The sequence below is a fragment of the Flavimobilis sp. BM9 genome (assembly GCF_058313055.1).
Window position 1 is genome coordinate 150,131 of sequence record NZ_JBZEMO010000001.1, and the last position, 25,707, is coordinate 175,837.

The window sequence follows — 25,707 nt, forward strand, 5'->3', positions numbered from 1 at the left end:
CTATGACTCGCACGCGCGCATCCCTCCTCCAGAAGGCTGCTGGCGGTCCTGACCGCACAGGGCGACGTTGGATGACGACGGTGGCTGCTGCCGTCGTGCCAGCGCTCCTCGTCGTGCTCGCTTTCGTCAACCCGGGGGTCAAGGTCGCTCAGGTCGACCTGCACGACGGCTCGGTGTGGATCACCGCGCGGAGCGCGCAGAAGCTCGGACGCTTCAACGCTCAGATCAAGGAGCTCAACGGCGGCGTCGTCGCGAACCGTGACCAGTTCGACGTGCTGCAGTCCGGTCCGGACGTGCTGCTCGTCGAGGCGGGTGCGGCGACGGTCGTGGACCCGGCGGCGGTGTCTCTCAGCACGCCGGTCGCGCTGCCGGCAGGTGCGGCGGTCGCGATGGACGCGGGGACGGTCGCGGTCACTTCGCCCGAGGGCGGGCTGTGGGTCTCGGCGTTCTCCGCGCTCGCGGGAATCTCGCTCGACCCGGGCGCCGCCGACGCGACCCTCGGCGCCGGGGCGGTCACGGTCGTGACGAAGGGTGGTGCGGCGCTCGCGTTCGACCCGACGACGGGCAAGGTTACGCGTGTCGAGGTGGTCGACGGCGAGAAGGTCGTGACGACGAGCCCCGAGCTCGACGGGGCGAAGGGGATCGTGCCGGAGGCGGTCGCGGCGGTGGGGGACACGCTGGTCGTGCTCGCAGCCGGGCGCCTGCACGCTGACGGCTGGGTCGCGGACCTGTCGAGCCTGGGCGGGGTCGTGCTGCAGCAGACGGGGCCGTCGCACGAGCACGTGCTGCTCGGCTCGCCGAGCGGCCTCGTGCGGGTCTCGCTCGACGACGGCGAGGTCGCGGAGGTGCCGACGGGGGCGTCGGGCACGCCCGCGGCGCCCGTGTACCTCGCGGGCTGCGAGTACGGCGCATGGTCGTCGACGGCGGGCAGCTACCTGCGCAGCTGTGGCGGCGACGAGCCGCAGATCGAGGCGCTCACGGGCGTCGACGGCGCGTCGGAGCTGCGGTTCCGCACGAACCGGAACGTGATCGCGCTCAACGACGTGCGCGAGGGCATGGTCTGGTTGCCGGCCGACGTCCCGACGATGCACCGGCCCGACTGGGACACGATCGACCGCGAGGAGGAGTCCCGCGACGAGGAGACGGCGACCGACGAGGTCGAGTCCACGACGGACACCCTCGAGGAGTGCAAGGAGCAGACGTCGACGCCGCAGCCGCGGCCTGACGACTACGGCGTCCGGGCGGGCCGCACGAGGATCCTGCAGGTCCTCAACAACGACGTGTCGGTCGAGTGCGGCGTCCTGACGATCACCGAGCTCGATGAGATTCCCGCGGCGTTCGGCACGATCTCGCCCGTGTACGGCGGGCGGGCGTTGCAGCTCGCCGTCCAGCCCGGGGCGACCGGGTCGGTCGACTTCACGTACTCGGTGTCGGACGGTCGCGCTGGCAACATCCCGCAGACGACGAGCGTCCGCCTGACGGTCGTGCCGAGCGGCGCGAACTCGGCGCCGGTCCAGGACCGTCGCCCGACGTTCACGGTCGAGGCGGGCGCGTCGTTGCGGGCGGACGTGCTCGCGTCGTTCAGCGACCCGGACGGGGACGACCTCCAGCTCGTCGGTGCGTCGGTCGTCTCGGGGTCGGGGCAGGTACGGGCGCGTCTCGACGGGATCCTGCAGTTCGACGCGACGGGTGCGGAGCTCGGGCGTCGGGTGGTCCGTGTCACCGTGAGCGACGGTGAGGAGCAGGTCAAGGGCGAGGTCAACGTCGACATCCGCGCCCCGGGCACGGTGCCCCCGGTGATCGACCCGATCCACGCGACCGCCCGTCAGGGCGAGCTCATCACGGTCGACGTCCTCGCGTCGGTGCGCAGCGTGTCGAACGAGCCGCCGCGTCTCGCCGCGGTCGACGCGGTCGAGGGGACCGAGGTCGCGGCCGACACGGCTGCAGGGACGTTCACCTTCCGCTCGTCAGTCACCGGGACGTACTACGTGCCGGTCGTCGTGACGGCGGGCACGCAGCAGGCGGCGCGGCTCGCCCGCATCGACGTCGTCGCGGTGCCGGAGACGATCTTGCCGCCGGTCGCAGTGCGGGACACCGCGCTCCTGCCGCTGGGTGGCGAGGTGACGATCGACCCGCTCGCGAACGACACGGACCCGAGCGGCTCCGTCCTCGTCCTCGTGTCCGCGACCGCGCGCCCGGGCTCGGACCTGCGCCTCGGCGTCATCAACCACCGTCAGCTGCGCATCTCGTCAGAGCGGTCGCTCGGCGGGCCGGAGACGGTCGAGTACGTCGTGTCGAACGGGCCGGAGACGGCGCGCGGCGAGATCCTCGTCATCCCGACGGACCCGAGCACGGCCCAGCGCCCGCCGGTCGTCCCGGACGTCGAGGTGACGGTGCGCACCGGCGGGGTCGTGACCGTGCCCGTGCTCGAGGACGCTTTCGACCCGGACGGCGACGAGATGACGCTCGTCCGCCAGATCGCGGAGGCCCCGGCGGACGGGCTGCTGTTCGTCTCGGGCGACGTCCTGAGATATCAGGCCGGTCCCAACCCGGGCCGGTCGCAAGCGTTGTTCCAGGTGGCTGACTCGAACGGCAACGTGACGAGCGCGCGGCTGACTGTCAACGTCCACGCGTCCGACCGTGCCAGCAAGGAACCGGCGCGCCCGCTCGACCTGATGGCGCGCGTCTTCGAGGGTGAGACCGTCCGCATCTCCGTGCCGCTCGTCGGCATCGACCGCGACGGCGACGGCGTCACGCTGCTCGGCCAGGCGTCGGCACCGACGAAGGGCCGAATCCTCTCGGTCGGCGCGGACTACCTCGAGTACGAGGCGCTGCCGGGCGAGTCCGGCACCGACACGTTCACCTATGCGGTCGAGGACTGGGTCGGCCAGCGCTCCGTCGCGACGATCCGTGTGGGCATCGCGCTCCGATCGGCCGAGCGTCCGCCGATCGTCGCCCGCGACGAGACCGTCCAGGTGCGCCCCGGCGAGCGCATCGAGGTGCGCGTCCTCGCGAACGACGTCGACCCGTCCGGCAGCGCGCTGTCGATCATCGAGCCGTTCACGGCCCCCGAAGGGATCGACGCGCGCGTCGAGGGGCGCCGCATCGTCGTGCAGACCCCCGTCGACGAGGGCGTCTGGGCCGTCCCGTACACCGTCGGCAACGCTGTCGGCGGACGCGCGAGCGCGGTCCTGACCGTGCGCTCCGTCAAGGATGCGGCGATCGAGCCTCCGGTCGCGCGCGACGTCGTCGTGCCTGCGATCGACACGATCGACAAGACGACCGTCGAGGTCGACGTGCTCGCGGTCGCCGAGAACCCGTCGGGCCCCCTGACCGACCTCGCGGTGTCCGTCCCGAGCAGCCACGCGGCGGTCGCGCAGGTCAACGCCGCGAGGAAGGTCGTCGTGAGGCTCGGCGACACGGCCCGGACCATCCCGTACCTGCTCACCAACACGCGGCCCGAGGCGAACAACGTCGGGTCGTACGCGTTCATCACCGTGCCCGCGCTCGGCGACTTCCCGCCGGTCCTGCGCCCGAAGGCGCGCGAGCTGCGCGTCGCCGCAGGTGCGGAGCTGCTCATCGACCTCGACGAGTTCGTCCAGGTTGGCCCTGGCCGCACGGCACGCATCTCGAACCTGGAGGGCGTCTCCGCGACCCGCTCCGACGGCTCCGCGCTGACGGTTGACGAGAGCACGCTGCGGTACGTCTCCGACCCGGCCTACGCGGGCCCCGCGTCGATCACGTTCGAGGTCACGGACGCAGCGCCAGGTGCGCTCGACGCACGCTTCAAGGTGCTCACCCTGCCGATCACCGTGTACGCGACCGAGGACTACCCGCCGCAGTTCCTCGTCCCGACGCTCGACGTCGCGCAAGGTGGCGCCCCGATCTCGCTCGACCTCAACGCGGTGACGCGCGGTCCCGAGGGTGAGACGCCCGGTCAGGCCCTCTACGCGTTCGCGATCACGACACCCCCGCCCGCAGGCGTGACGGCGACGATCAACGGGACCGTCCTCACGCTCCAGGCCAGCACGGGCGTGCAGCCGGAGACGGTCGGCAAGGTCGGCATCCGGATCTCGTACGGCGCGCGCGGAGTCCTCGACGAGGCCGTGAACGTGCGCGTCACGCAGAGCGACCGCCAGGCGCCGCGCGTCCAGGACTTCGCTGTCGACGCGCTCCCCGGCGTCGCGAGCACCGTCAACGTGCTGGCCGGCGCGTTCAACCCGTTCGCGCCTGAGCCGCTCCGTGTCGTGAGCGCTGACGTCGTCGCGGGGCAGGGGACCGTCTCCGTCTCGGGGAGCTCGCTCGCGATCACGCCGGCGGTGACCGCGACCGGGACGATGAAGGTGCGGTTCCGCGTCCGCGACGTGACGAACGTGCCGACGCGCGAGGCCGAGGGCATCGTCACCGTGACGATCGCCGAGGTGCCCGCCACGCCGACCGCTCCGGTCGCGAAGGCAGGCAGCGGCCCGACCGTCGACCTCTCATGGGACGCTCCCGTGTCCGCGCCGCCCGTGACCGAGTACGAGGTCAAGCTCAACGACGGTACGGTCGTGCGCTCCGTCGGGACCCGCCTGACGGTCCGCGACCTGCAGTACGACCGCGAGTACACGTTCTCCGTCCGCGCCCGCAACCTCGTCGGCTGGTCCGAGTGGTCACCCGTCTCGAACGCGGTGCGGCTCGAGGTCACGCCCGAGGCACCGAACGCGCCCACCGTCCAGTTCAAGGACCAGGCGCTCGCGGTGAGCTGGAGCGAGCCACGCTCGGAGGGCCTGCCGATCACCGGCTACGAGGTCCAGGTCGTCGGCGGGACCGGCGCGAACCTGGTCGTCGCGTCCTCGACGACCAGCCGCGAGGTCACCGGCCTGCGCAACGGCACGTCGTACGCCGTCCAGGTGCGTGCCACCAACTCGATGGGCAACTCGAGCCCGTGGAGCCCTGCGACGACCGAGACCCCCGCCGGGCGCCCGGGTGCGCCCACCCTCAAGACGCAGCAGGGCGACGGAACGATCACCGTGGAGTGGTCGGGGGCTGACCCGAACGGCGCGAAGATCAGCAGCTACACGATCTCGGTCTCCGGAGGGGAGTCCCGAACGCGGGACAGCTCGCGGACGAGCGAGACCTTCGCGGTCAAGAACGGTGAGGACTACACCTTCACGATCGTCGCCACGAACCGCGCCGGCAACTCGGAGCCTGCGACGATCAAGGCCCGCACCTGGGCCGTCCCCGGGTCGGCGACACGCGGAGACGTCGTGCAGACGAACCCGACCGGCGCCGAGTTCGGCGGTGGCGAGGTGCGCTACTCCTGGAACCCGCCGTCGAACACCGGCCGTGCCGGCAAGGGCATCGACTTCTACTGGGTCCGCGTGGGCGACGGCGAGCGGCAGCGCGTCGACGGCACGTCGATCACGGTGGGCGGCCAGTCGAGCGAGGCCGTCTCGCCCGCGGTGAGCGTGCGGCCGTGCATCGTCGAGGGCGGCGGCAACGTGTGCGCCGAGGCGGACGCCGCGCTGCGCCTCGACGGCATCCGCGTCGTGACCGTGCCCCAGGCGCCGACCGTCGACCTCGTCGCCACGGGCGGGCGCGGTTTCGAGTGGACCGTCAAGGCAGGGAGCGACGGCGGCGCGCCCGCCACCCTGACCGTCTGCGTCAAGAAGGGTGACTCCGCGCCCGAGTGCGGCAAGCCCGCCAAGGGCAGCGACTCTTACAAGGGCAACGTCACCGTGACGGCTTCCGCGAGGAGCGACATCGGCACGAGCAAGGTGAGCTCCGCGAGCACCACGACCACGCCGGACCCGCCCCAGGCCCCTGGGAGCTTGACGGCGACCTCCCCGGTGCCGCTCGGCGTGACCCTGACCTGGGCTGCGCCGGGTGACACGGGTGGCGCTGACATCTCGGGCTACAGGTGGGAGGCCCGCAAGAACGGCTCGCTGATCTGGTCGAACAGCGGCACCGTGTCCGGGTCGGAGCGCACCGCCACCTTCTCGGTGCCAGCGGCGGACGGCGGCTCGGAGTACGAGGTCCGTGTCCGCGCCGTCAACTCCGCCGGTGAGGGCGAATGGTCGTCGACCGCCACGGTCACGATCACGCCTGAACCGGCGCCCCCGCCTGCTGGCGGAGGCCCGTAGTGCGCCCCGGTGGCTGACGGTCGATAGAGTGACCCCGCCGCAGCAGAGAACGACAGCACCGACAGCCCGACCCGACTCAGGGTCCTGACCACGGAGGCACCGCACCGTGATGACACCCGAGCAGGCCGGCTGGTTCGCCGAGACCTTCGAGGCGTTGACCGCCAACGTCAGCAAGGCCGTCCTCGGCAAGGAGCACACGATCCGCCTCGCCATGACCGCGATGCTCGCGGAGGGGCACCTGCTTCTCGAGGACGCCCCCGGCACCGGCAAGACGTCGCTCGCGCGCGCCATGGCGGCGACCGTCCAGGGGACGCACCACCGCATCCAGTTCACCCCGGACCTGCTGCCGTCCGACGTCACGGGCGTCTCCGTCTACGACCAGTCGAACGGGACCTTCACGTTCCACCGCGGCCCGGTCTTCACGTCGATCCTGCTCGCCGACGAGATCAACCGTGCGTCGCCCAAGACGCAGTCCGCGCTCCTCGAGGTCATGGAGGAGTCGCGTGTCACGGTCGACGGCGAGCCGTACGAGGTGGGGCGGCCCTTCATGGTCATCGCGACGCAGAACCCGATCGAGCAGGCCGGGACGTACAAGCTCCCCGAGGCGCAGCTCGACCGCTTCCTCATCAAGACGTCGCTCGGCTACCCGGACCACGCCTCGACGGTGCGGATCCTCGCCGGCTCCGCCGACCGTGACCGTGCGTCGCGCCTCGCGCCCAAGATCACGACCGACGCCCTCGCCGAGATGGCCGACATGGCCGCGACGGTGCACGTCGACGAGGCAGTCCTCGACTACGTCTCGCGCCTCGCCGAGGCCACCCGCGAGGACGCACGCACGCGCCTCGGCGTGAGCGTGCGCGGCTGCCTCTCCCTCGTGCGCAGCGCCAAGGTGTGGGCAGCCTCGCTCGGCCGCCCGTTCGTCATCCCCGACGACATCAAGGACCTCGCCGAGCCGGTGCTCGCGCACCGCCTCGTGCTCGACGTCGAGGCGGAGTTCGCGGGCGTCACGAGCGACGAGGTCCTCCAGGACGTCGTCGCCACGACCGCGCCACCCGTGGAGCGGGTCGTCTGACGATGCCCTCCGTCCCGGTCGCCCCTGCGGCGCTGAGGCGCGCGGCGGCACCCGTGGTCCGCGGGCTCGCCGCCGTCCGGCGCCCGCTCGCGCACGCCCTCGCGCACGTCACGCCGCTCGGCTGGGTGGTCCTCGCCCTCGCGGTCGTCGGCATCGGCGCCGGGCGCCGCTTCGGCTGGGACGAGCTCGTCACGGGCGGCGTCGCGCTCGCGGGGCTGCTGCTCGTCAGCGTCATCCTCACGCTCGGCCGCTCCACGTACGCGGTCGAGCTCGACCTCGCCGACCGTCGCGTCACCGTCGGGCAGCGAGCCCTCGGCCGCATCGCCGTGACGAACGTCGGACGCGCCCGCATGCTGCCCGCGGAGATCGAGCTGCCCGTCGGCGCTGGCGCCGCGAGCTTCGAGATGCCGTCGATGGCCGCCGGCGCCGTCCACGAAGAGGTCTTCGCCGTGCCGACGGCGCGCCGCGCCGTCGTCGTCGTCGGCCCCGTCCGCTCCGTGCGCGGCGACGCGCTCGGCCTCGTGCGCCGCCAGGTGCGCTGGACCGAGCCCGATCAGCTCTACATCCACCCGCGCATCGTCTCGCTCGCCTCCGCCCGCACCGGCGTCATGCGCGACCTCGAAGGGCAGGCGACGCGCGTCGTCTCCGAGAACGACATGTCCTTCCACGCCCTGCGGGAGTACGTCGCGGGCGACGACCGTCGCAACATCCACTGGCGCACGAGCGCCCGCCTCAACAAGCTCATGGTCCGCCAGTACGAGGACACGAGGCGCACGCACACCGCGCTCGCGCTCGAGGACGCGCGCGCCGCGTACCTCGACGAGGACGAGTACGAGGCCGCCGTCGAGGTGTTCGCGTCGGTGGGCGCGCAGGCCGTCCGCGAAGGGCTCGAGATCACCGCGCTCTCCGGGGACGAGGTGCTGCGCACCGGCACGCCGCCGCGCTTCCTCGACGACTGTGCAGGGCTCGTCTCGCGGCCCGGGCCGCCCGGCCCCGGCGTGACCCGCACGGTCGCGCAGACCGTGCCGCACGCGTCGATGGTCATCGTCGTCACCGGCTCCATCCCCAAGGCCGCCGAGCTGCGCCGCTCCGCCCTGCACGTGCCCGCGGGCGTGCGGACCGCGATCATCGTCGTCTCGCTCGGCCACGAGCTGCGCATGCAGACGCTCGGACGCCTCTCGGTCGCCCACCTCGGGGACCTCACCGACCTGCCGCGACTCATCTCGAGGCTGGTGTCGCCGTGAGGACCGCCGAGAAGAAGGTCCGCGACGTCTCCCTGTCGGGCGTCCACACGACACCGCCCGGCGTGCGGCGCGTCGTCGACGTCACCGTCCTCGGCCTCGCCGTGCTCCTCGCGCTGCTCGTGCTGCTGCCCGTCTACGGCACGTCAGCGGTGTTCCTGCCGATCGTCGGCGGCGTGCTCCTCGGCGCGCTCGTCGTGCTCGTCGCACGCGAGCGCGGCTGGTCCTCGTTCGTCGTCGTCGGCCTCACGCTCGGCGTCTACCTCCTCTTCGGCGGGGTGCTCGCCGCGCCGTCGACGACGGTCGCGCGTGTCGTGCCGTCCCTCGAGACGCTCGTGTCGCTCGTCGGCGGGCTCGTCGCGGTGTGGAAGGAGATGCTCACCCTCGAGCCGCCCATCGGGCCGGTCGACAACCTCATGGTCGCGCCGTTCGTCCTCGCCCTCGGTGGGACGGTCCTCGCGGGCATGCTCGGGACCGTCGCGGCGTCGTCGTGGACGGGCTGGGCTGCTGAGGGCGCCGCGCGCAGCAGGCGCGCGCCCGCCGGCAGCGACGGTGCGACGCGGCGCGCGGCGGCGGTCTCCGTCCTCGCTGCGAGCCTCGTGCCCGGAGTGGTGCTCGTCGTCGCGATCCTGTTCGGCACGGTCGAGGCGCCGCTCGCGACCGTCGTCGGGCTCGGGATGGCTGTCCTCCTGACGCCCTGGATCGCGTGGCGGCTGCGCTCCTGGCACCCTCGGCGCGTCGTCACGCTCGTCGTCATGGCGGCGGTCAGCGTCGGCTCAGGCCTCTTCGTGACGCCGCACGTCGCGGGCGACGCGCCACGCACTGTCCTGCGCAACGAGGTCGTGCCGCCGTTCGACCCGAACGACCACGCGAGCCCGCTCGCCGCGTGGCGCCGGTACGTCAAGGACTTCCCCGAGACGCCCTTGTTCCGGGTCGAGGGCCTTCCTGAGGGAGCGCTCGTCCGGCTCGCGACGATGGACGCGTTCGACGGCGTCGTCTGGAACGTCGCGGACGAGTCCGCGAGCAGCTCGACCGGCGCGTTCCGCCGCGTGGGCGAGGAGATCCCGACGAACGTGACCGGCACCCCCGCCGAGGTCGCGTTCACGATCGAAGGGCTCGACGGCGTCTGGATGCCGATGGTCGGGCAGACGACGAGCCTGAGCTTCGAGGGGCGGCGCAGCCGCGAGCAGCAGCGCGCGTTCCGCTTCAACGACGCGACGGGTGGCGCCGTGCTGCCCGAGGGGCTGCGCAGCGGCGACTCGTACCGTGCGACGACGATCGTGCCGACCGTCCCGTCCGACGAGGAGCTCGCGTCCGCAGTCGCCGCCGACGTGGTCCAGCCCGAGCTCGAGCGCGTGCCCGACTCGGTCGCGCAGCGCGCGTCGACGATCGCTTCCGAGGCGGCGAGCCCGGCGCTCGTCGCGCGGGCCGTCGAGGCGACGCTGCAGCAGGGCTGGTTCAGCCACGGCATCGAGGCGGCGGGCGAGTACCCGTCCCTGTCGGGTCACGGTGCGGCGCGCATCGACGAGCTCCTCACCGGCGACCTCATGGTCGGTGACGGCGAGCAGTACGCGTCGGCGATGGCGCTCATGGCCCGGCACCTCGGCCTGCCCGCCCGCGTCGTCATGGGCTTCCGTGCACCCGACGGCGCGACGGGCGACGTCGAGATCACCGGCACCGAGATCCAGGCGTGGGTCGAGATCAACTACGAGCGCTACGGCTGGGTGCCCTACTTCCCGACCCCGGACGAGTCGCGTACGCCGAGCGAGGACACGGAGCCGCAGGAGTCGGAGCCGCAGCCCGAGGTCGTGCAGCCGCCGCCGCCGCCCGAGGACCCGGTGACCCCGCCGAAGGACGACATCGAGAACCCCGACGTCGAGTCCGACGACAAGGTCGTCGAGGAGCCGATCGACTGGCGCCGTATCGCGGTCGTCACCGTGTCGATCGCGGTGCCGATCCTGCTCGTCGTGCTGCCGCCGCTGCTCGTCATCGCGGCCAAGACGCGGCGCCAGCGCCGGCGTCGCACGGCGGCAGAGCCGCTCGACCGGGTGACGGGCGCGTGGGACGAGGTGCTCGACGCCGCGCACGACCGCCGTGAGCTCGTGTCTCGGTTCGCGACGCGTGCGGAGAGCGCGCGGACGCTCGAGGCGTCGTTCGCGGGCGTGCGCGTGCAGCCGCTCGCACGGGCCGCTGACACGGCCGTGTTCGGCCCGGGAGAGCCGTCGGAGGCTGACGCCGAGGCGCTCTGGGCGCAGGCCGACGAGGTCGTCGCGGGGATCACCGCGCACGGCACGTGGCAGCAGCGGCTGCGCGGCAAGATCTCGGTCGCGTCCCTGCGGGCTCGGGCGCTGCAGCGGCGGGCGGAACGTCGCGAGCGTGAGGCGCTCGTGCGTGCCGAGCTGCTGCGGCAGGGCGGGACCGTCGTGCAGCCGCGGAGGTCGCGTCGAGCGGAGCGGCGGGCGCGGCGCGCCAGGGCAGGCGACTGACCGGACGGCCGGTCCGGGCGCGCGCCGTCGCGGTGCGCGGGTGTGGCGGATCGTGTGTGCGTGTGGTCACCCTCTCGGGACTACCGGGAGGTGGCGGACTAGGCTGGGGGCTGGGCGGCACGCCCGGACGTCCGCGATGTGAGCATCGCGTCCCGGACCGTGACACGCGGGCGTCGGTGGCCGACACTCGCAGCACCGCCCGGGACACCACCTTGATCGGAAGGCACCAACTCGTGAGCAACAACCGCCCCCTGCGCGTCGCGGTCGTCGGCGCCGGCCCCGCCGGCATCTACGCCTCGGACATCCTCTCGAAGGCGGACGTCGACGTCTCGATCGACCTCATCGAGCGCCTCCCCGCGCCGTTCGGGCTCGTGCGCTACGGCGTCGCACCCGACCACCCCCGCATCAAGATGATCATCCAGGCGCTGCACAAGGTGCTCGAGCGCGGCGACGTCCGCCTCCTCGCCAACATCGACTTCGGCACCGACGTCACGCTCGACGAGCTGCACGACCACTATGACGCGGTCATCTTCTCCACCGGCTGCATCAAGGACGCGCCGCTCGCCATCCCCGGCGCCGAGCTCGACGGGTCCTACGGTGCCGCAGACTTCGTCTCCTGGTATGACGGCCACCCCGACGTGCCCCGCACGTGGCCCCTCGAGGCGCAGCACGTCGCGGTCCTCGGTGCGGGCAACGTCGCGCTCGACGTCGCGCGCATCCTGTCCAAGCACGCGGACGACCTGCTGCCGACCGAGATCCCGGACAACGTCTACGAGATCCTCAAGACGTCGCCGGTCACCGACGTGCACGTCTTCGCCCGCCGCGGCCCCGCGCAGGCGAAGTTCTCGCCGCTCGAGCTCCGCGAGCTCGGCCACGTGCCGGACGTCGACGTGATCGTGTACCCGGAGGACTACGAGTTCGACGAAGGCTCGATGGCCGCGATCGAGTCCTCCAACCAGACGAAGCAGGTCGTCAAGACGCTCACCGACTGGGCCCTCGCGGACCCGTCCGGCTTCTCGGCGTCGCGCCGTCTGCACCTGCACTTCCTGCACGCCCCGGCCGAGATCCTCGGCGAGAACGGCAAGGTCGTCGGGCTGCGCACCGAGCGCACCCGCCTCACGGGCGACGGCACCGTCACCGGCACCGGCGAGTTCCACGACTGGCCCGTCGAGGCCGTCTACCGGGCCGTCGGGTACTTCGGCTCCGAGCTGCCCGGCATCCCGTTCGACCCGATCAAGGGGGTCATCCCCAACCGCGAAGGGCGCGTCGTCGACGCGGCGGGCGAGCAGGTCCCCGGCGTGTACGCCACCGGCTGGATCAAGCGCGGCCCCGTCGGCCTCATCGGCCACACGAAGTCCGACGCGTCGGAGACGATCCGTCACCTCGTCGAGGACGTCGACTCGCTGCCCCGCGCCCCGCACGGCGCCCCCGAGGACATCACGACGTTCCTGGCGGACAAGGGTGTCGACGTCATCGAGTGGAACGACTTCGTCAACCTCGAGGCGCACGAGATCGCGCTCGGCGTCGCCGCCGGCCGTGAGCGCATCAAGGTCGTGCCGCGCGAGGAGATGATCGCGATCGCGAAGGGCGTCACCGCGCCCACCGCCTGACGCACCTCCACGAGGGCGCCCCGCCGACCGGCGGGGCGCCCTCGTCGCGTCCGGGGCACTACCTGCGGGCCTGGGCGCAGGGGAGGACGTGGCCAGGGTCACGGCGCACCGGGGCGGCCTCGGGAACGCGGCGCCGCACCCACGCGTTGAAACCCATGAGGCCGACGCCGATCGTCCCGGGGCACTATTGCCCGGCGGTGTCGTCCGAGGGGAGAGAGATGCACAGGCACAACAACGGGCTCAAGACCGCGGCGCTGTTCGGCGTCCTGTGGGCGGTCCTGCTCGGGCTGTGGGCGCTGTTCTTCCGGGACAGCTCCGGCATGCTGATGATCTTCGTGGGTCTTGGTCTCGTGTCGACGTTCTACTCGTACTGGAACTCCGACAAGATCGCGATCCGCGCGATGCACGCCTACCCCGTCACGGAGCTCGAGCAGCCGGCCATGTACCGGATCGTGCGCGAGCTCTCGACCGAGGCACGCCAGCCGATGCCCCGCCTCTACGTGTCGCCGACGGCCGCCCCCAACGCCTTCGCGACGGGCCGCAACCCCGCGAACGCCGCCGTCTGCTGCACCGAGGGCATCCTCACGCTGCTCGACGAGCGCGAGCTGCGCGGCGTCCTCGGCCACGAGCTCATGCACGTCTACAACCGTGACATCCTCACGTCGTCCGTCGCCGCGGCGATCGCCGGGGTCGTGACGTCGCTCGGGCAGTTCCTGCTGTTCTTCGGAGGCGGGGACCGGCGCAACGCCAACCCGGCCGCCGCGATCGCGATGGCGATCCTCGCGCCGCTCGCGGCGTCGCTCATCCAGATGAGCATCTCCCGCACGCGCGAGTTCGACGCCGACGAGGACGGGGCCGCCCTCACGCGCGACCCGCTCGCGCTCGCCTCCGCGCTGCGCAAGCTCGAGCAGGGCACCCAGGCGGCACCGTTGCCGGTCTCCCAGCCGCTCGAGAACGTCTCGCACCTGATGATCGCGAGCCCGTTCCGCGCCAAGGACGTCGGACGGTTGTTCTCGACGCACCCGCCGATGGACGAGCGCGTCGCCCGGCTCGAGAAGATGGCGTACGGCGGGTAGGGACGGTCGTCCGCCCGCGGCGCCGCGCGGCGGATCTAGGATGGTTCTCATGATCGAGCTGCGCACCCCCTCCGAGATCGACGAGATGCGAGAGTCCGGACGGGTGGTCGCCCAGGCGCTCGCCGCCGTCAAGGACGCCGCGAAGGTGGGTTCGACCCTGCTCGAGCTCGACCAGGTGGCGCGCGACGTGATCTTCGGTGCGGGCGCCACGTCGCCGTTCCTCAACTACCACCCGGACTGGGCGCCCACGCCGTTCCCCGGCGTGATCTGCGCGAGCGTCAACGACGCCGTCGTGCACGGCATCCCGACGGACCAGGTCATCGAGGACGGCGACCTCGTCTCGATCGACTGCGGGGCCGTCCTCAAGGGCTGGGCCTCCGACTCGGCGATCTCCTTCGTCGTCGGGACGCCCCGCCAGGAGGACCTCGACCTCATCGCGACGACGACCGCCGCGCTCGAGGCCGGCATCGCTGCCGCCCAGGTCGGCAACCGTCTCGGTGACATCTCCGCCGCGATCGGGCGGGTCGCCCGCAAGGCGAAGGTCGGCAACCTCGAGGACCACGGCGGCCACGGCATCGGCCGGGAGATGCACGGTGAGCCGTTCATCCCGAACGAGGGCCGTGCTGGGAAGGGCCTCGAGCTCAAGGCTGGCCTCGTGATCGCGCTCGAGCCGATGTTCATCCACGGCGGCTCCGGTCGCTACCGCCACGGCGAGGACGGCTGGACGCTCTACTCGCGCTCGCGCCAGCGTGCCGCGCACGTCGAGCACACGATCGCCATCACGGACGACGGCCCGCGCATCCTCACGCTGCTCTAGTCACGTCCTGCGCGCGCCTCCGTCAGAGGAGGTGCTCGAGGTGCGCAGCTACGCCGTCGTCGACGTTCGACGCCGTGACCGCGTCAGCCGCGGCGAGCACGTCCGGGTGGGCGTTCGCGACCGCGACACCGCGCCCGGCCCAGCCGAGCATCGGCAGGTCGTTCGGCATGTCGCCGAACGCCCACACGTCGTGCGGCGCAACTCCGTGCGACGCGCACCAGCGCGCGAGCGCCGCCGCCTTCGTCACGGATGGGGCCGTCATCTCGGCAAGGCCGACGGCTCCCGAGTAGGCGAGCACCGCGCGCGACCCGACGGTCGCCTCGACGCGCCCGAAGAAGTCCAGGGGAGGGGCACCGTCGAGCACGGCGAGGAGCTTCCCGACCGTGTGCGCCGGGTCGGCGCTCAGCGTGTCCTCGATGCGGCGGCGCATCAGGTCGGCGGGGACGGGGTGCTCGGTCGCGAACGCCGGGTCGTACACCGGCCCGTCGAGCCGTTCGACCGCGAGCGCGACCCCCGGGATCGAGGCTCGCAGGTCGGCGACGAGCGACCCGAGCGCTCCCAGCTCGAAGCCGCACACGTCCGTCATCGTCGCCGTCTCGAAGTCGTAGACGGCGGCGCCGTTCATGCAGATCGCCGTGCCGTGCGAGCCCGCCAGGTCCGCGAGCTCAGCGAGCCACCGCGGGGGCCGCGCCGTGACGAAGACGACGCGCACCCCGGCGTCGTCGAGACGCTGCAGCACGCGCCGGGTGCGGTCGGAGACCGACCCGTCTGGGCGCAGCAGCGTGCCGTCCAGGTCCGTCGCGACGACCTTCGGTAGATCGGGGCGGTGCATGCTCACGACCGGGTGGCGGCCTGGCGCTCGACCGTCAGGAGACCGCCGAGGGCGGTCGCCATCGCGACCGCCGCCGGGCGGGCCGTCCCCGTGGTGCTCATGGTTCAGCGGTAGTTGGTGAACTGCACCGCGAAGTCCAGGTCGGCGCCCTTGAGCAGCGCCTGGACCTCCTGCAGGTCGTCGCGGGACTTCGACGTCGCGCGGACCTCGTCACCGGTGATCTGCGTCTTGACGCCCTTGGGGCCCTCTTCGCGGATCAGCTTGGTGACCTTCTTCGCGTTCTCACCTGCGAGGCCCTCCTTGAGGACGCCCTCGAGGCGGTACTCCTTGCCGGAGAGCTGCGGGCCCTTGTCGCCCGTGTCGAACGCCTTGAGCGAGATGTTGCGCTTGATCAGCTTCGTCTGGAAGACGTCGAGGATCGCGAGGACGCGCTCCTCCGAGTTGGCGATCATGACGATCTTCTCGCCGGACCACGCGATCGACGCACCGACGTTCTTGAAGTCGTAGCGCTGGTTGATCTCCTTGACCGCCTGGTTGAGGGCGTTGTCTACTTCCTGGCGGTCGACCTTGCTGACGATGTCCATCGAGGAATCTGCCACGGCTGCTTCTCCTTGTCGCACAGGTGGGCGGGGCTCGGACCAGCCTATCGGGACGGGTCCGGCGTCGTGGCGGTCCCGCCGTCGAGCGGGGTCGTCGCGCGCACGGCGCGCACACCGTCGACGCCGAGGATGACGAGCGCGACCCACACCAGGGAGAAGCCGACCCACCGCGTCGGGGTCATCGGCTCGTCGAGGACGAGCACGCCGATCGCGAGCTGCATCGACGGCGTCAGGTACTGCAGCAGCCCGACGACGGACAGCGGCAGGCGCCGCGCCGCGCCCGAGAACAGCAGCAGCGGCACGACCGTGACCACGCCGAGCGACGCGACGAGCAGCCCGTAGCCGATCCCGTTGCCGACGAGCGACTCCCGCGGTCCGAGCCACACGAGGTAGGCGAGCGCGAACGGCGTGAGGAACGCCGTCTCGACGGCGAGGCCGGGCAGCGCCCCGACCGTGCGACCCACCCGGTTCTTCACGAGCCCGTACCCGCCGAACGTCAGCGCGAGGCCGAGGGAGAGCCACAGCGCGCCGTCGGACCCCGTCGCGATCACGACGACCGCCAGAGCGCCGAAGCCGAGCGCCCACACCTGCGCGCGCCGCAGGCGCTCACGCAGCACGAGCACCGCGAGCAGCACCGTGACGAGCGGGTTGACGTAGTAGCCGAGCGACGCGTCGACCACGTGCCCGTGCGTCACGCCCCACACGAACAGGTACCAGTTCACGCCGACGAGCGCGGCCGCCGTCCCCAGGACCGCGAGCGTGCGCGGCGACCGGAGCACCGCGGCAAACTGACGCCACTGACCCACCGCTGGCAGCACGAGGAGGCAGAACACGAGCCCCCACACCGCGCGCTGCGCGATCATCTCGACCGAACCCGTCTGGTCCAGGACGTTGAAGTAGAGAGGCAGGAAGCCCCACAGCAGGTAGCAGCCCAGGCCGAGGGCCAGGCCCGTGCGGTCGAGCGGCGACGGGGCGGAGGTCGTGGACGTGACGGGCTCCTCAGGTCGAGAGCGGGCGGACGAGACGATCAGGATCGCACCGCGGACCTCAGGCAGGCTCCCGATTTCCACCTGAGGCACATCACCTAGTATGGTGACAGCGCTCTGGAAGTGACCGGCCTGTGCCGGGAGCCACGGAGCAGAGGCAGCTTGCCCGAGCGGCCAAAGGGAGCTGACTGTAAATCAGCCGCGTCATGCTTCGGGGGTTCGAATCCCTCAGCTGCCACAGCACGAAGGCCCCGTCCGGTGGACGGGGCCTTCGTCGTTCTCAGAGCCGGCAGGGGAGGCCGGCTCAGCCGCCCAGGATCTTGGCGCGGGCCTCCGTACGTTCCTCCGCGCTGATGACGCCGCGCTCGTGCAGGTCGTCGAGCTCGCGCAGGCGCTCCTCGACCGACTTCGCCGCACCGCCTGCCGCAGCCCCGGCCGTGCCGTCGGCGGGGCGCAGCATCTCGGACTGCATGAGCCGTGCCGCGAGGTCCTGGTCGACCGTGAGCAGGTCGATGCCCTGGCTCTTCGCCTTCCGGAACCGGTGCACCGACAGGGCGACCATCGTGATGATCACGCCGACGAACAAGATCCCGAAGATGATGAAGGCTGCCGTCATCAGGCCGGGCATGCTCCGGAAGATCGACTCGCCGCCGGTCTCGTAGCCCAGCTCGCCGGGCAGGTACACGTCGGTCTCTGTGACGAGGATCATGCCGCGAGCGTAGCGGTTCACCCGGCGGCGATCTGGCGGGCGCGCACGAGCACGGCGTCGAGCATGTCCGGGGTGAGCAGGCGCGTGTACGTGTTGCGGGCGCTCACGTGGTACGTCCCGAGCAGGGTGAGGGCGCGCCCGTCCGGACCGACGACGTCGACCTCCGCGCCGTGCGCGAACCGCGGCCGTGGCCGCGGCACCAGCCACCCGCTGTCGGTCAGCGTCGCGAGGAGCGCCTGCCAGCCGAACGCCCCGAGCACGACGGCGCAGCGCAGCGTCGGCGCGAGCAGCGCGAGCTCGCGCGCGAGGTAGGGCGCGCAGCGGCGACGTTCGTCCGGGGTCGGCTTGTTGTCCGGCGGCGCGCAGTGCACGGGCGCGCAGATGCGCATGCCCGACATGACCAGCCCGTCGTCGGCGGACACGGACGTCGGCTGGTTCGCGTACCCAGCCCTGTGCAGTGCGGCGAACAGGAAGTCGCCCGACGGGTCGCCCGTGAACATGCGTCCCGTGCGGTTGCCGCCGTGCGCTGCAGGCGCGAGGCCCACGAGCAGCGTGTGCGCTGCCTCGTCGCCGAAGCTCGGGACGCCGCGCCCCCAGTACGTCTCGTGACGGAACGACGAGCGGCGCACAGCCGCGACGTCCTCCCGCCACGCGACGAGCCGCGGGCACGCGAAGCAGCCGGCGACGAGCGCGTCGACGTCGCGGAGCGTCGCCGCGCTCGCGGCGAGGCGCGGCTCGGTGTGCGGGGGCGCAGGCACGAGGCCTGGAGGGTCGGGGACGGGGCCCGGCGGGTCGGGGACCATGCCCCCATCGTGCGCGATACAACAGTGGCATGCCTACGCCGCCCGCCGCCTCCCACGAGCGCGGCACCGCGCCCGTCGTCCTCGCGTGCGGGCTCGCGACGCTCGACGTCACGCAGGTCGTCGACGCGCTGCCCGGCCCGGACGAGAAGATCGTCGCCCGCTCGCTCGACGTGCACGCGGGCGGGCCCGCGCTCAACGCCGCGATCACGGCCGCCCGCCTCGGCTGCACCGCCCGCCTCGTGTCCCGCGTCGGGGCGGGCGCACCCGCCGCCGCGGTCGCGTCCGAGCTCGCCGCGGAGCACGTCGAGCTGGTCGACGCCGCGGGGGAGGGCTGGAACCTCGCCCTGTCGACCGTGCTCGTCACTGCGCGCACGGGGCAGCGCGCGGTCGTCTCGACGAACGCGACGACGCTCGGCGCTCCCGCGAGCCTCCCCGCCGGTGTGCTCGACGGCGTCGTCGCCGTCCTCGTCGACGGGCACCACCTCGACCTCGCAGTCCCGCTCGCCGCCGTGGCCCGCGCGGCGGGGATCGTCGTGCTGCTCGACGGCGGCTCCTGGAAGCCCGGGCTCGACGCCCTCCTCGAGCACGTGGACGTTGCCGTCCTGTCCGCCGACTTCCGCGCACCCGGCGCCGCGGACGACGCTGCGACGCTCTCGGCCGTCCACCAGCTCGGCCCGACGACCGTCGCGCAGTCGCACGGCTCAGCGCCCATCGAGGTGGCGTTCTGGGACCGCGACGGCCGTGAGGGTGCGGAACCTGCCCGTGGGACGGTCGACGTCCGGCAGCTCGACCCGGCCGCCGTCGTCGACACGCTCGGCGCCGGGGACGTGCTGCACGGCGCGCTCCTCGCCGCCGTCGCGCACCGAGGTGTGCTGGGGCGGGAGTCTCTCCTCGACGCACTTGCCGCCGCATCCGACGTCGCGACCGCGTCCGTCACGTTCCCCGGCGCTCGCGGCTGGACCGGCGAGCCCACCACCGTCGAAGAGCTCCGCCAGCGGGTCGCACCCTGACAACACCCAGAGCGCTCCCAGGATGCGAGGTCACGCTCGCGGGGTGACGATCGTCAGGTCAGCGCGTCGCGCCGCCACCAGCGGCCCGACGCACACTGCGACACCGGCACCATCAGGAGGTTCATCATGGGTGAGCTCATCGGTCTGATCATCTTCGGCGCGATCATCGGCGCGCTCGCGCGCCTCTTCATGAAGGGCGAACAGCCCATCGGCGTCCTCTGGACCATCATCCTCGGAGTCCTCGGCGCCCTTGCTGGCTACTGGATCACGGGCCTCGTGGGAGTCGACGACACCAAGGGCATCGACTGGATCCGCTGGATCGTCTCGATCATCCTGTCCGTCGTGTTCATCTCGATCTACCTGAGCATGCGCGGCAAGAAGCGGTGACCCTCCGCCCCTAGGGACACCACCCGGACGGCCTGGCCGACTACTCACCGGTAGCCGACCAGGCCGTCCGGCTCTCTCACGACGATCATCCGACCGAGCGCCGCGTGCACCGTCGGCGCTCCCGCGCTCGACGCCGTGAACGGCAGGAGCGTCGCCGCCGGGTCCACAGCGACCTGGGCGACCCACAGGTTCGCGTCCGGCTCAGCGAGCACGCGCAACCACGTCGAGTCGTCCCGGCCCGGGATGCCCGACAGCACGAACGTCGTCTCCCCGCGCACGCCGACCACCGTCGACAACATGTCGCTCTCGCTCAGCAGCCTCCCGTCGAGGTTCCACTCGGCCTGCGTCGTCACGCCGTCGATCGTCGTGGTCCCCATGATCCCGATGCGCGACGCGACGATCCGCTCCGGCGTCCCCGCGACCGGCGCGGGCAGCAGCCCGCCGTCCCCGTCGCGCAACGTCATCGTCGCGGCACCGAACGGCACGTAGACGCTCACCCCAGCACCGACCAGGCCGTAGAGCTCGTCGACGGGCGTCGCGTCCTGCCCCAGGTCCGGCCGCCGCCACGCGGCCCCTGCCAGCGTCGCGAGGACCACGTTGTCCTCCGCGCGCAGCACGACCGTCGAGGGGTGCGACCGTGCCGTCGTCCGCTCGCCCGACGCGTCCGAGTAGACGTGCTCGGTCCCCGGCACCTCCTGGATCACGAGCCCGTCCGGTCCGGGCTCGACCCGGCCGTCGTAGCCGCGCCACACCCGTTCGGCGTCGCGCAGCACCGAGCCGCCCGCGGTCCGCAGCAGCGGGCCCGTCGGGCCCATCGTCAGGTCGTCCCACGCGAGGTCGCGCACCCCCGGGATCCTCGCGACGAGCGCGCCCGACAGCCCGCCGCCGAGACACACGCCACCCGCGTCGCGGCCCGCCCAGTAGAGCCGTCCGCCGTCCTGCAGGAACAGGTCCGGGACGCACGTGCTGGTCGCGAAGGACGAGGTCGGACGGCCCGTGTCGGCCTCGAGGACGACGACGGAGGCGCTCTCGCCGCTGCGCGTCAGACACGCGACGAGCTGCCCGCGCGCGAGCACCTGGCACGGCTGGGCGCGCGTGGCCGCGATGCTGCGCGTCCAGCGCCGCTCGCCCGACTCGGCGTCGACGCCGATGAGGAGGGTCGTCGACGGGTACGTCGACCTGCCGCCACCGACGGTAGGGAGACCGTGGAACACGGACTCCCACACGGGCTCCGTGCCGGGGTTCACCGCGACGACGAGGGTGTCCGCCGTGCTCGCCGTCCCCGCCGCGGCGGGCAGGGGCAGGGCGAACGACGCCGTCCCTGCGTCGGGACGCTCCGCCTCGGGCAGCGCGAGCGACTCCCGGAGCGTGAGGCCGACCGCGTCCGCGAGGGTCAGCCGCCACGAGCGCACGGGGTTGTCGGCGAACGGCTTGAGGACGTGCGTCGGCTGCTGCGGCAGGTCGGACGGCGACGACAGGTCGGGTCCGACGACCAGACCCGGGCGCTGCCCGCCCACCGCGGTGCCCCGCACGGGCGCTGTCACGACCGGCGGCGTCGGTTCAGCCGGGACGACGTCGTCGCTGCTGACGAGGCGCGGGACGGTCACGGCAACGAGCGCGACCGCCGCTGCCGCCGCGACGAGCGCCGCCCGGCTCGGGCGGCGCGGACCTCCGGCTGCCGCGCGACGGGTCGGGGGGCCGATGTCGAGGGACGACAGGTCCACGGGCGACGGCGCCCCGCGAACGAGGAAGCGGTCGTCGTGCGGCGAACGGGCGTCGCGCGCCGCGCCGAGCGTCTCGGCTGCGCCACGTCCTGCCGAGAGCCCCGGGTGCACGGCGTGGACGTCGACGTCGTCCCACAGGCTGTGCGGCCTGTCCGGGACAGCGGCGTCCGCGCCGGAGCTGTCGCCGGTGCGGTCGCTCGTGCGGTCGGCGTCGGCGGGTCCGTCGGGAGGTGGTTCGTCTGGCTCGTGCTCGGTCATCGTCGTCCTCGCAAGGTGCTCGCGCCCATCGTCCCGCTGCGCGCTGCGGACGGCAACGGTGCTCCGCCACCTCGGGTGCCGGCGCTCAGGGCGCCGCGCTCAGGACACGGCGACGAGCCCGCCGTCGTCCGCGATGACGACCATCGGGCCGACGACGGCGATCGGCGACACGCTCGTGGCCAGGTCGATCTCGCCGGCCCCGTCCGCGAGGCTCAGCGAGTAGAGGTGCCGGAACGGCACCCGGTCGGTCGAGCCGTCCTCCTGCTCGACGACGAGGGTGCGCTCCGCGAAGTGCGTCGCGCCGAGCGGACCTTCGCCGAGCGAGTCGCGGCCGCCCTCGTAGGAGATCGTCGTACGACCGACGACCGCCGCGAGCGACCGCGGCTCCTCGTGCGTCTCGACCGGCGCGCCCGCACGCATCGACGCCGCCGTCCACCGTTCGGTCGTGTAGGTGGCGACGCCCCCGTCGACGGGGACGAGCGCGATGACGGCAGCCGGCGTGACGGCGGGCGGCATGCGGCCCCCGTAGTCGAGGGAGGTGTTCTCGACGCCGGGGATCGTGAGGACGGGGCTGCTGGAGAGCACCGTCCCGCCTTCCGTCACGTCGTACGCGCTGCCCCCGATCCCGATCGTCCCGGTGAAGTCGCTCGAGCCGGACACCTCGGGGGTGAGGTCGAGCCGCCGCCACGGGCTGCCGGCCGCCCACATGACCGTCGCGCCCTCGGGCGTCGACACGACGCTCCTGACCGCGGGAGGACGGTCCTGGTCGAGGCGGACGGTCTCCGAGTCGTCCTCCGTGACCTCGCGGACGATCAGCCCGCCCGGAGCGGGCTCGACACGGCCGCGGTACCCGCGCCACCCGTCCTGCGTGAGCATGACGGAGGATCCAGGCGTGCGCAGGAGCGGGCCGGTCGCAGTCATGGTGAGCCAGTCGGTGGAGGTGTCGACGAACCCGCTGCCGGTCAGCGTCGCGAAGTGCTCCGTGCCACCCCCCAGGCACATCGCCATCTCGTCGGGCAGGACGCCCGCCCAGTAGAGGCGGGTGCCCTGCTGGACGAAGGACGTCGGGATGCAGGCGTCGGTCGCGAACGAGGCTGCGTCCCGACCGGTGGCGGCCTCGAGGACGGTGACCTGGAAGGTCGCACGGTCCCCCTCGGCGTCACCCGACGAGATGCAGGCGATGCTCGCGCCCCGCCCGATGCTCTGGCACGAGCTGGGCATGACAGCCTCCAACGGCCGCGTCCACAGGACCGAGCCGTCGTCCGTGTCGAGCGTGACGAGCAGGCTCGTCTGCGACGTCTTGCCCTGGGGCCCGTACGCGTCCAGGACGACCGGCGCGATACCGGACACGTTCGCCTCGTGAGCGGCACCCGCCGTGACCGGGTTCGCGACGACGAGCACGGGCGGGTCCGCGTCGGCACCGTCGGGTGCGGCGTCCTGCCAGATCTCCGACAGGTCGTCCGAGGTGAGGCGCCAACGCTCTCCTGTGCCGCTCGGTGCTTCTGCCGGCCCGGTGAGCGCCGGCGGCACGGGCAGGTCTGCGGCCCGGTCCTCCCCGAACACGAGGTCGGGCAGCAGCGCGGAGGCGTCGACGCCGGACGGTGCGGTCGGCCGTCCGAGGCGGGGCTCCTCGTCGCCGTCCAGGATGTCCGGCAGGACGAGTGCCGCGACGAGTGCGAGCGCGGCCGCCGGCACGCCGACGCGCAGGAGGCGGCGGCGGGCGGGCCGCAGCGAGGCCGAGCGGCGCGGCGTGAGGGGCGCCGGGTCGTCCGCGCTGACCGGCGGCGCGGCGACGTCGCTGCTGGGGATGGACGGCTCGTCGCCCTCGGAGACTGCTCGAGGACGGGGCAGCCCGCGTCGCGGGATGTCTGCCCACAGGTCGCGCGGTCGTGCGTCCTCGTCGCCGTCAGTCACGTCGCACCCCTTCGCGTCCCGCGCCATCCTTCCCGTTCGCAGGCCTGACGACAAGAGCCGTGGACGCCTCACGAGCGCCGCCCGCCGAGCACGGGTCAGCCGAGGGCGACGAACCCGCCGTCGTCCGACGCCACGACGACCTGCCCCACCAGCGCGACGGGCGACGAGCCCCAGCTGAACATCGTGTACATGCCCGCCCCGTCCATGCTCGGCTCGGCGTCCGACGGCCGCATGCCGTACAGCACCGAGATGCTGTGACGCGAGCTGCGCCCGTCCATCTCGAGGACGACGTCCCGCTGCGAGTAGTCGAGCTGGGCGAACGAGGTCTCCTCGATCCGCTCGCTGTCACCGTCGAGGGAGACGATCACGCCGTCGACCTCCGCGACGAGCATGCGGGCCGTCTCGTGCCGCTCGCCCGGCTCACCAGCGACCACCTGGTCGGACGTCCACCGCTCGGTCGTGTCCCTGCCCAGGAGATCGTCGAGGGTGAGATACCCGAGAACTCCCGACGCCGTGACGGTCGGCGCGGGTGCGTAGCCGTTGACCGTGTACGGCGTCGAGTCACTGGTCTGCAGCGTGAGACGCCGCTCCCCCGACGTGTCGTACGCGTCGCCACCGATCCCGACGAGCGCGGCCAGCCGGGGATCGGCCGTGCCCCCGGGCAGGAGGTCGAGGCGCCGCCAGGCGGGGCCGGACGCTCTCACGACGGTGGTGCCGTCGAGGTCGCACGCGATGGTCGTCAGGGCCGGCGGTCGGCCCTCGTCGTACTCCCCGGTGCCGTCGTCGACCGTGATCTGGCGCAGGATCAGCCCGTCGGGTCCTGGCTCGACCCATCCGCGATAGCCGCGCCACCCGGCCTCGGTGAGCATGAGGGACGCGCCGGGCGACCGCACGACCGGCCCCGTCGCAGTCAGGGTGAGCATCTCGGTGAAGGTGTCAGGCATCCCGCCGCCGGTCAGCGTGGCGAAGCTCTCCTGGCCGCCACCGACGCAGATGTCAGCGCTGTCAGAGCCCAGACCCGCCCAGTACAGCTCGGTGCCGTGCTGGACGAACGCCTCGGGACTGCATCCCACCGTCGTGAACGCGGCGACCTGCGCACCTGTGCGCGCGGCGAGGACCGTGACCTCGGTGGACGCCGAGGCCGCGTCGCTCGACATCCCTGTGCACACGATGCTCGCTCCTCGCCCGACGACGTGGCACGGGTTGAACGACGACGTGTCGAACGCCCATGTCCACAGGACCGCACCGTCCTCGGCGTCGAGCGCCGCGAGGAGGCGGCGCGGCTGCCACGTCTCCGACGGGTGGTTGCCCGTGAGCACCACGGGCACGACGCCGGAGACGTTCGGTTCGTGTGCGGCTCCCGCCGTCGCGTGGCTGGCCGTGACGAGCAGCGGTGCCTCCGCGCCCTCCTCGTCGGGGGCGGCCTGCGCCCAGATGTCGGCGATGTCCTCGGCGGTCAGGCGCCAACGCTCGTTGATCCCTGTGGGCGCCCGGGGGGCAGTGCTGAGCGGCTCGGGCAGGGGAAGGTCGGCGGCACGGTCCTCGCCGAAGACGAGGTCGGGGAGCAGCGCGGTCGGGTCGACCTTGGACGGGGTCGTCGGGCGCGCGAGGCGGGCGTCGCCAGGATCGTCCAGAAGGTCGGGTGCCACGATCGACGCAGCGAGCCCGAGCACGACGACCGGGACACCCGCCCTCAGCAGGAGCCGGCGTCGCCGCCCTCCGTGCGGGGCAGCCGGAGCGGGAGAGGCCTCGCGTGCGGTGTCGAGGACCGGTCCCGTCCCGGGTGCGGGCGGCGCTGGGCGGTGGGCGGGTGGCGGTGCGGCGGCCACCGACGGGGGAGGCGGTGGCGGTGGTGGGGCCGTCCGCGGCAGCGGGCGTCGAGCGACGCCGGCCCACAGGTCGAGCGGGACCCTTCCGCCGTCGTCCCGTCGCGCGCGGTCACCCTCGTCGGTGTCGCGGTCGTGCACCCGTCCCCCTGAGCTCGCCTGCGCACATCCTGGTGCCGCACCCGGAGCCGGGGCAAGTGTCGCGTCGCTCGGCGAGGATCCGTGCGAGCAG

The 25,707-nt window shown here is 72.8% G+C and carries 17 protein-coding genes and 1 tRNA gene; 10 read left to right on the forward strand and 8 right to left on the reverse strand.

Annotated features, from left to right (window positions below):
* Nucleotides 1–2: 2 nt before the first annotated feature.
* The 7 genes from AC4F3Q_RS00650 (at nucleotide 3) to map (ending at nucleotide 14,427) form a co-directional block, all read left to right on the forward strand.
* On the forward strand, nucleotides 3–6,125 hold the full coding sequence (locus AC4F3Q_RS00650) for an Ig-like domain-containing protein (protein WP_491038329.1): 6,123 nt from the start codon (nucleotides 3–5) through the stop codon (nucleotides 6,123–6,125).
* Nucleotides 6,126–6,234: 109 nt separating this feature from the next.
* Nucleotides 6,235–7,197 (forward strand): AAA family ATPase, encoded by a 963-nt coding sequence (locus AC4F3Q_RS00655; RefSeq protein WP_491038330.1) that lies wholly within the window; start codon nucleotides 6,235–6,237, stop codon nucleotides 7,195–7,197.
* A 2-nt stretch (nucleotides 7,198–7,199) separates the two neighbouring features.
* A complete protein-coding gene (locus tag AC4F3Q_RS00660) occupies nucleotides 7,200–8,441 on the forward strand; it encodes a DUF58 domain-containing protein (RefSeq protein ID WP_491038331.1) in 1,242 nt (413 codons plus the stop codon).
* Nucleotides 8,438–10,924, forward strand: a complete 2,487-nt coding sequence (locus tag AC4F3Q_RS00665; protein ID WP_491038332.1) for a transglutaminase domain-containing protein — start codon at nucleotides 8,438–8,440, stop codon at nucleotides 10,922–10,924. The genes AC4F3Q_RS00660 and AC4F3Q_RS00665 overlap by 4 nt, the downstream gene beginning before the upstream one ends.
* 233 nt (nucleotides 10,925–11,157) lie before the next feature.
* Nucleotides 11,158–12,534 carry an FAD-dependent oxidoreductase gene (locus AC4F3Q_RS00670; protein WP_491038333.1) on the forward strand — a complete coding sequence of 459 codons (1,377 nt, stop codon included), beginning with the start codon at nucleotides 11,158–11,160 and terminating at the stop codon, nucleotides 12,532–12,534.
* A 218-nt stretch (nucleotides 12,535–12,752) separates the two neighbouring features.
* Nucleotides 12,753–13,610 (forward strand): zinc metalloprotease HtpX, encoded by an 858-nt coding sequence (gene htpX / locus AC4F3Q_RS00675; protein ID WP_491038334.1) that lies wholly within the window; start codon nucleotides 12,753–12,755, stop codon nucleotides 13,608–13,610.
* A 49-nt stretch (nucleotides 13,611–13,659) separates the two neighbouring features.
* Entirely contained in the window at nucleotides 13,660–14,427 is a 768-nt protein-coding gene (map, locus tag AC4F3Q_RS00680) for a type I methionyl aminopeptidase (protein WP_491038335.1), read from the forward strand.
* 22 nt (nucleotides 14,428–14,449) lie between these two features.
* Here the strand turns inward: map and AC4F3Q_RS00685 are convergent, their stop codons facing one another.
* The 3 genes from AC4F3Q_RS00685 to rarD form a co-directional block, all read right to left on the reverse strand.
* The gene (locus AC4F3Q_RS00685; RefSeq protein WP_491038336.1) at nucleotides 14,450–15,259 is read right to left on the reverse strand and encodes an HAD family hydrolase; all 810 of its coding nucleotides are present in this window, start codon (nucleotides 15,257–15,259) and stop codon (nucleotides 14,450–14,452) included.
* Between the two features lie 104 nt (nucleotides 15,260–15,363).
* On the reverse strand, nucleotides 15,364–15,858 hold the full coding sequence (locus tag AC4F3Q_RS00690; protein ID WP_168446359.1) for a YajQ family cyclic di-GMP-binding protein: 495 nt from the start codon (nucleotides 15,856–15,858) through the stop codon (nucleotides 15,364–15,366).
* A 44-nt stretch (nucleotides 15,859–15,902) separates the two neighbouring features.
* Entirely contained in the window at nucleotides 15,903–16,928 is a 1,026-nt protein-coding gene (gene rarD, locus AC4F3Q_RS00695; protein ID WP_491038337.1) for an EamA family transporter RarD, read from the reverse strand.
* Between the two features lie 72 nt (nucleotides 16,929–17,000).
* Between rarD and AC4F3Q_RS00700 the strand changes: the two genes are divergently transcribed.
* A tRNA-Tyr gene (locus AC4F3Q_RS00700) sits at nucleotides 17,001–17,082 on the forward strand.
* Nucleotides 17,083–17,148: 66 nt separating this feature from the next.
* Here AC4F3Q_RS00700 and AC4F3Q_RS00705 read toward each other — a convergent pair.
* Nucleotides 17,149–17,553, reverse strand: a complete 405-nt coding sequence (locus AC4F3Q_RS00705; RefSeq protein WP_491038338.1) for an SHOCT domain-containing protein — start codon at nucleotides 17,551–17,553, stop codon at nucleotides 17,149–17,151.
* 17 nt (nucleotides 17,554–17,570) lie between these two features.
* On the reverse strand, nucleotides 17,571–18,356 hold the full coding sequence (locus tag AC4F3Q_RS00710) for a uracil-DNA glycosylase (RefSeq protein WP_491038339.1): 786 nt from the start codon (nucleotides 18,354–18,356) through the stop codon (nucleotides 17,571–17,573).
* Nucleotides 18,357–18,385: 29 nt separating this feature from the next.
* On the opposite strand from AC4F3Q_RS00710, the gene AC4F3Q_RS00715 reads away from it, so the two are divergent.
* A complete protein-coding gene (locus tag AC4F3Q_RS00715; protein ID WP_491038340.1) occupies nucleotides 18,386–19,366 on the forward strand; it encodes a PfkB family carbohydrate kinase in 981 nt (326 codons plus the stop codon).
* A 126-nt stretch (nucleotides 19,367–19,492) separates the two neighbouring features.
* A complete protein-coding gene (locus AC4F3Q_RS00720; protein WP_168446355.1) occupies nucleotides 19,493–19,753 on the forward strand; it encodes a GlsB/YeaQ/YmgE family stress response membrane protein in 261 nt (86 codons plus the stop codon).
* A gap of 44 nt (nucleotides 19,754–19,797) precedes the next feature.
* On the opposite strand, the gene AC4F3Q_RS00725 is transcribed toward AC4F3Q_RS00720, so the two are convergent.
* The 3 genes from AC4F3Q_RS00725 to AC4F3Q_RS00735 all read right to left on the reverse strand — a co-directional run bounded on the left by AC4F3Q_RS00725 (nucleotide 19,798) and on the right by AC4F3Q_RS00735 (nucleotide 25,322).
* Entirely contained in the window at nucleotides 19,798–21,735 is a 1,938-nt protein-coding gene (locus AC4F3Q_RS00725) for a thioesterase domain-containing protein (protein WP_491038341.1), read from the reverse strand.
* Between the two features lie 99 nt (nucleotides 21,736–21,834).
* Nucleotides 21,835–23,649, reverse strand: a complete 1,815-nt coding sequence (locus AC4F3Q_RS00730) for a hypothetical protein (RefSeq protein ID WP_491038342.1) — start codon at nucleotides 23,647–23,649, stop codon at nucleotides 21,835–21,837.
* A 95-nt stretch (nucleotides 23,650–23,744) separates the two neighbouring features.
* The gene (locus AC4F3Q_RS00735; protein ID WP_491038343.1) at nucleotides 23,745–25,322 is read right to left on the reverse strand and encodes a hypothetical protein; all 1,578 of its coding nucleotides are present in this window, start codon (nucleotides 25,320–25,322) and stop codon (nucleotides 23,745–23,747) included.
* Between the last annotated feature and the right edge of the window lie 385 nt (nucleotides 25,323–25,707).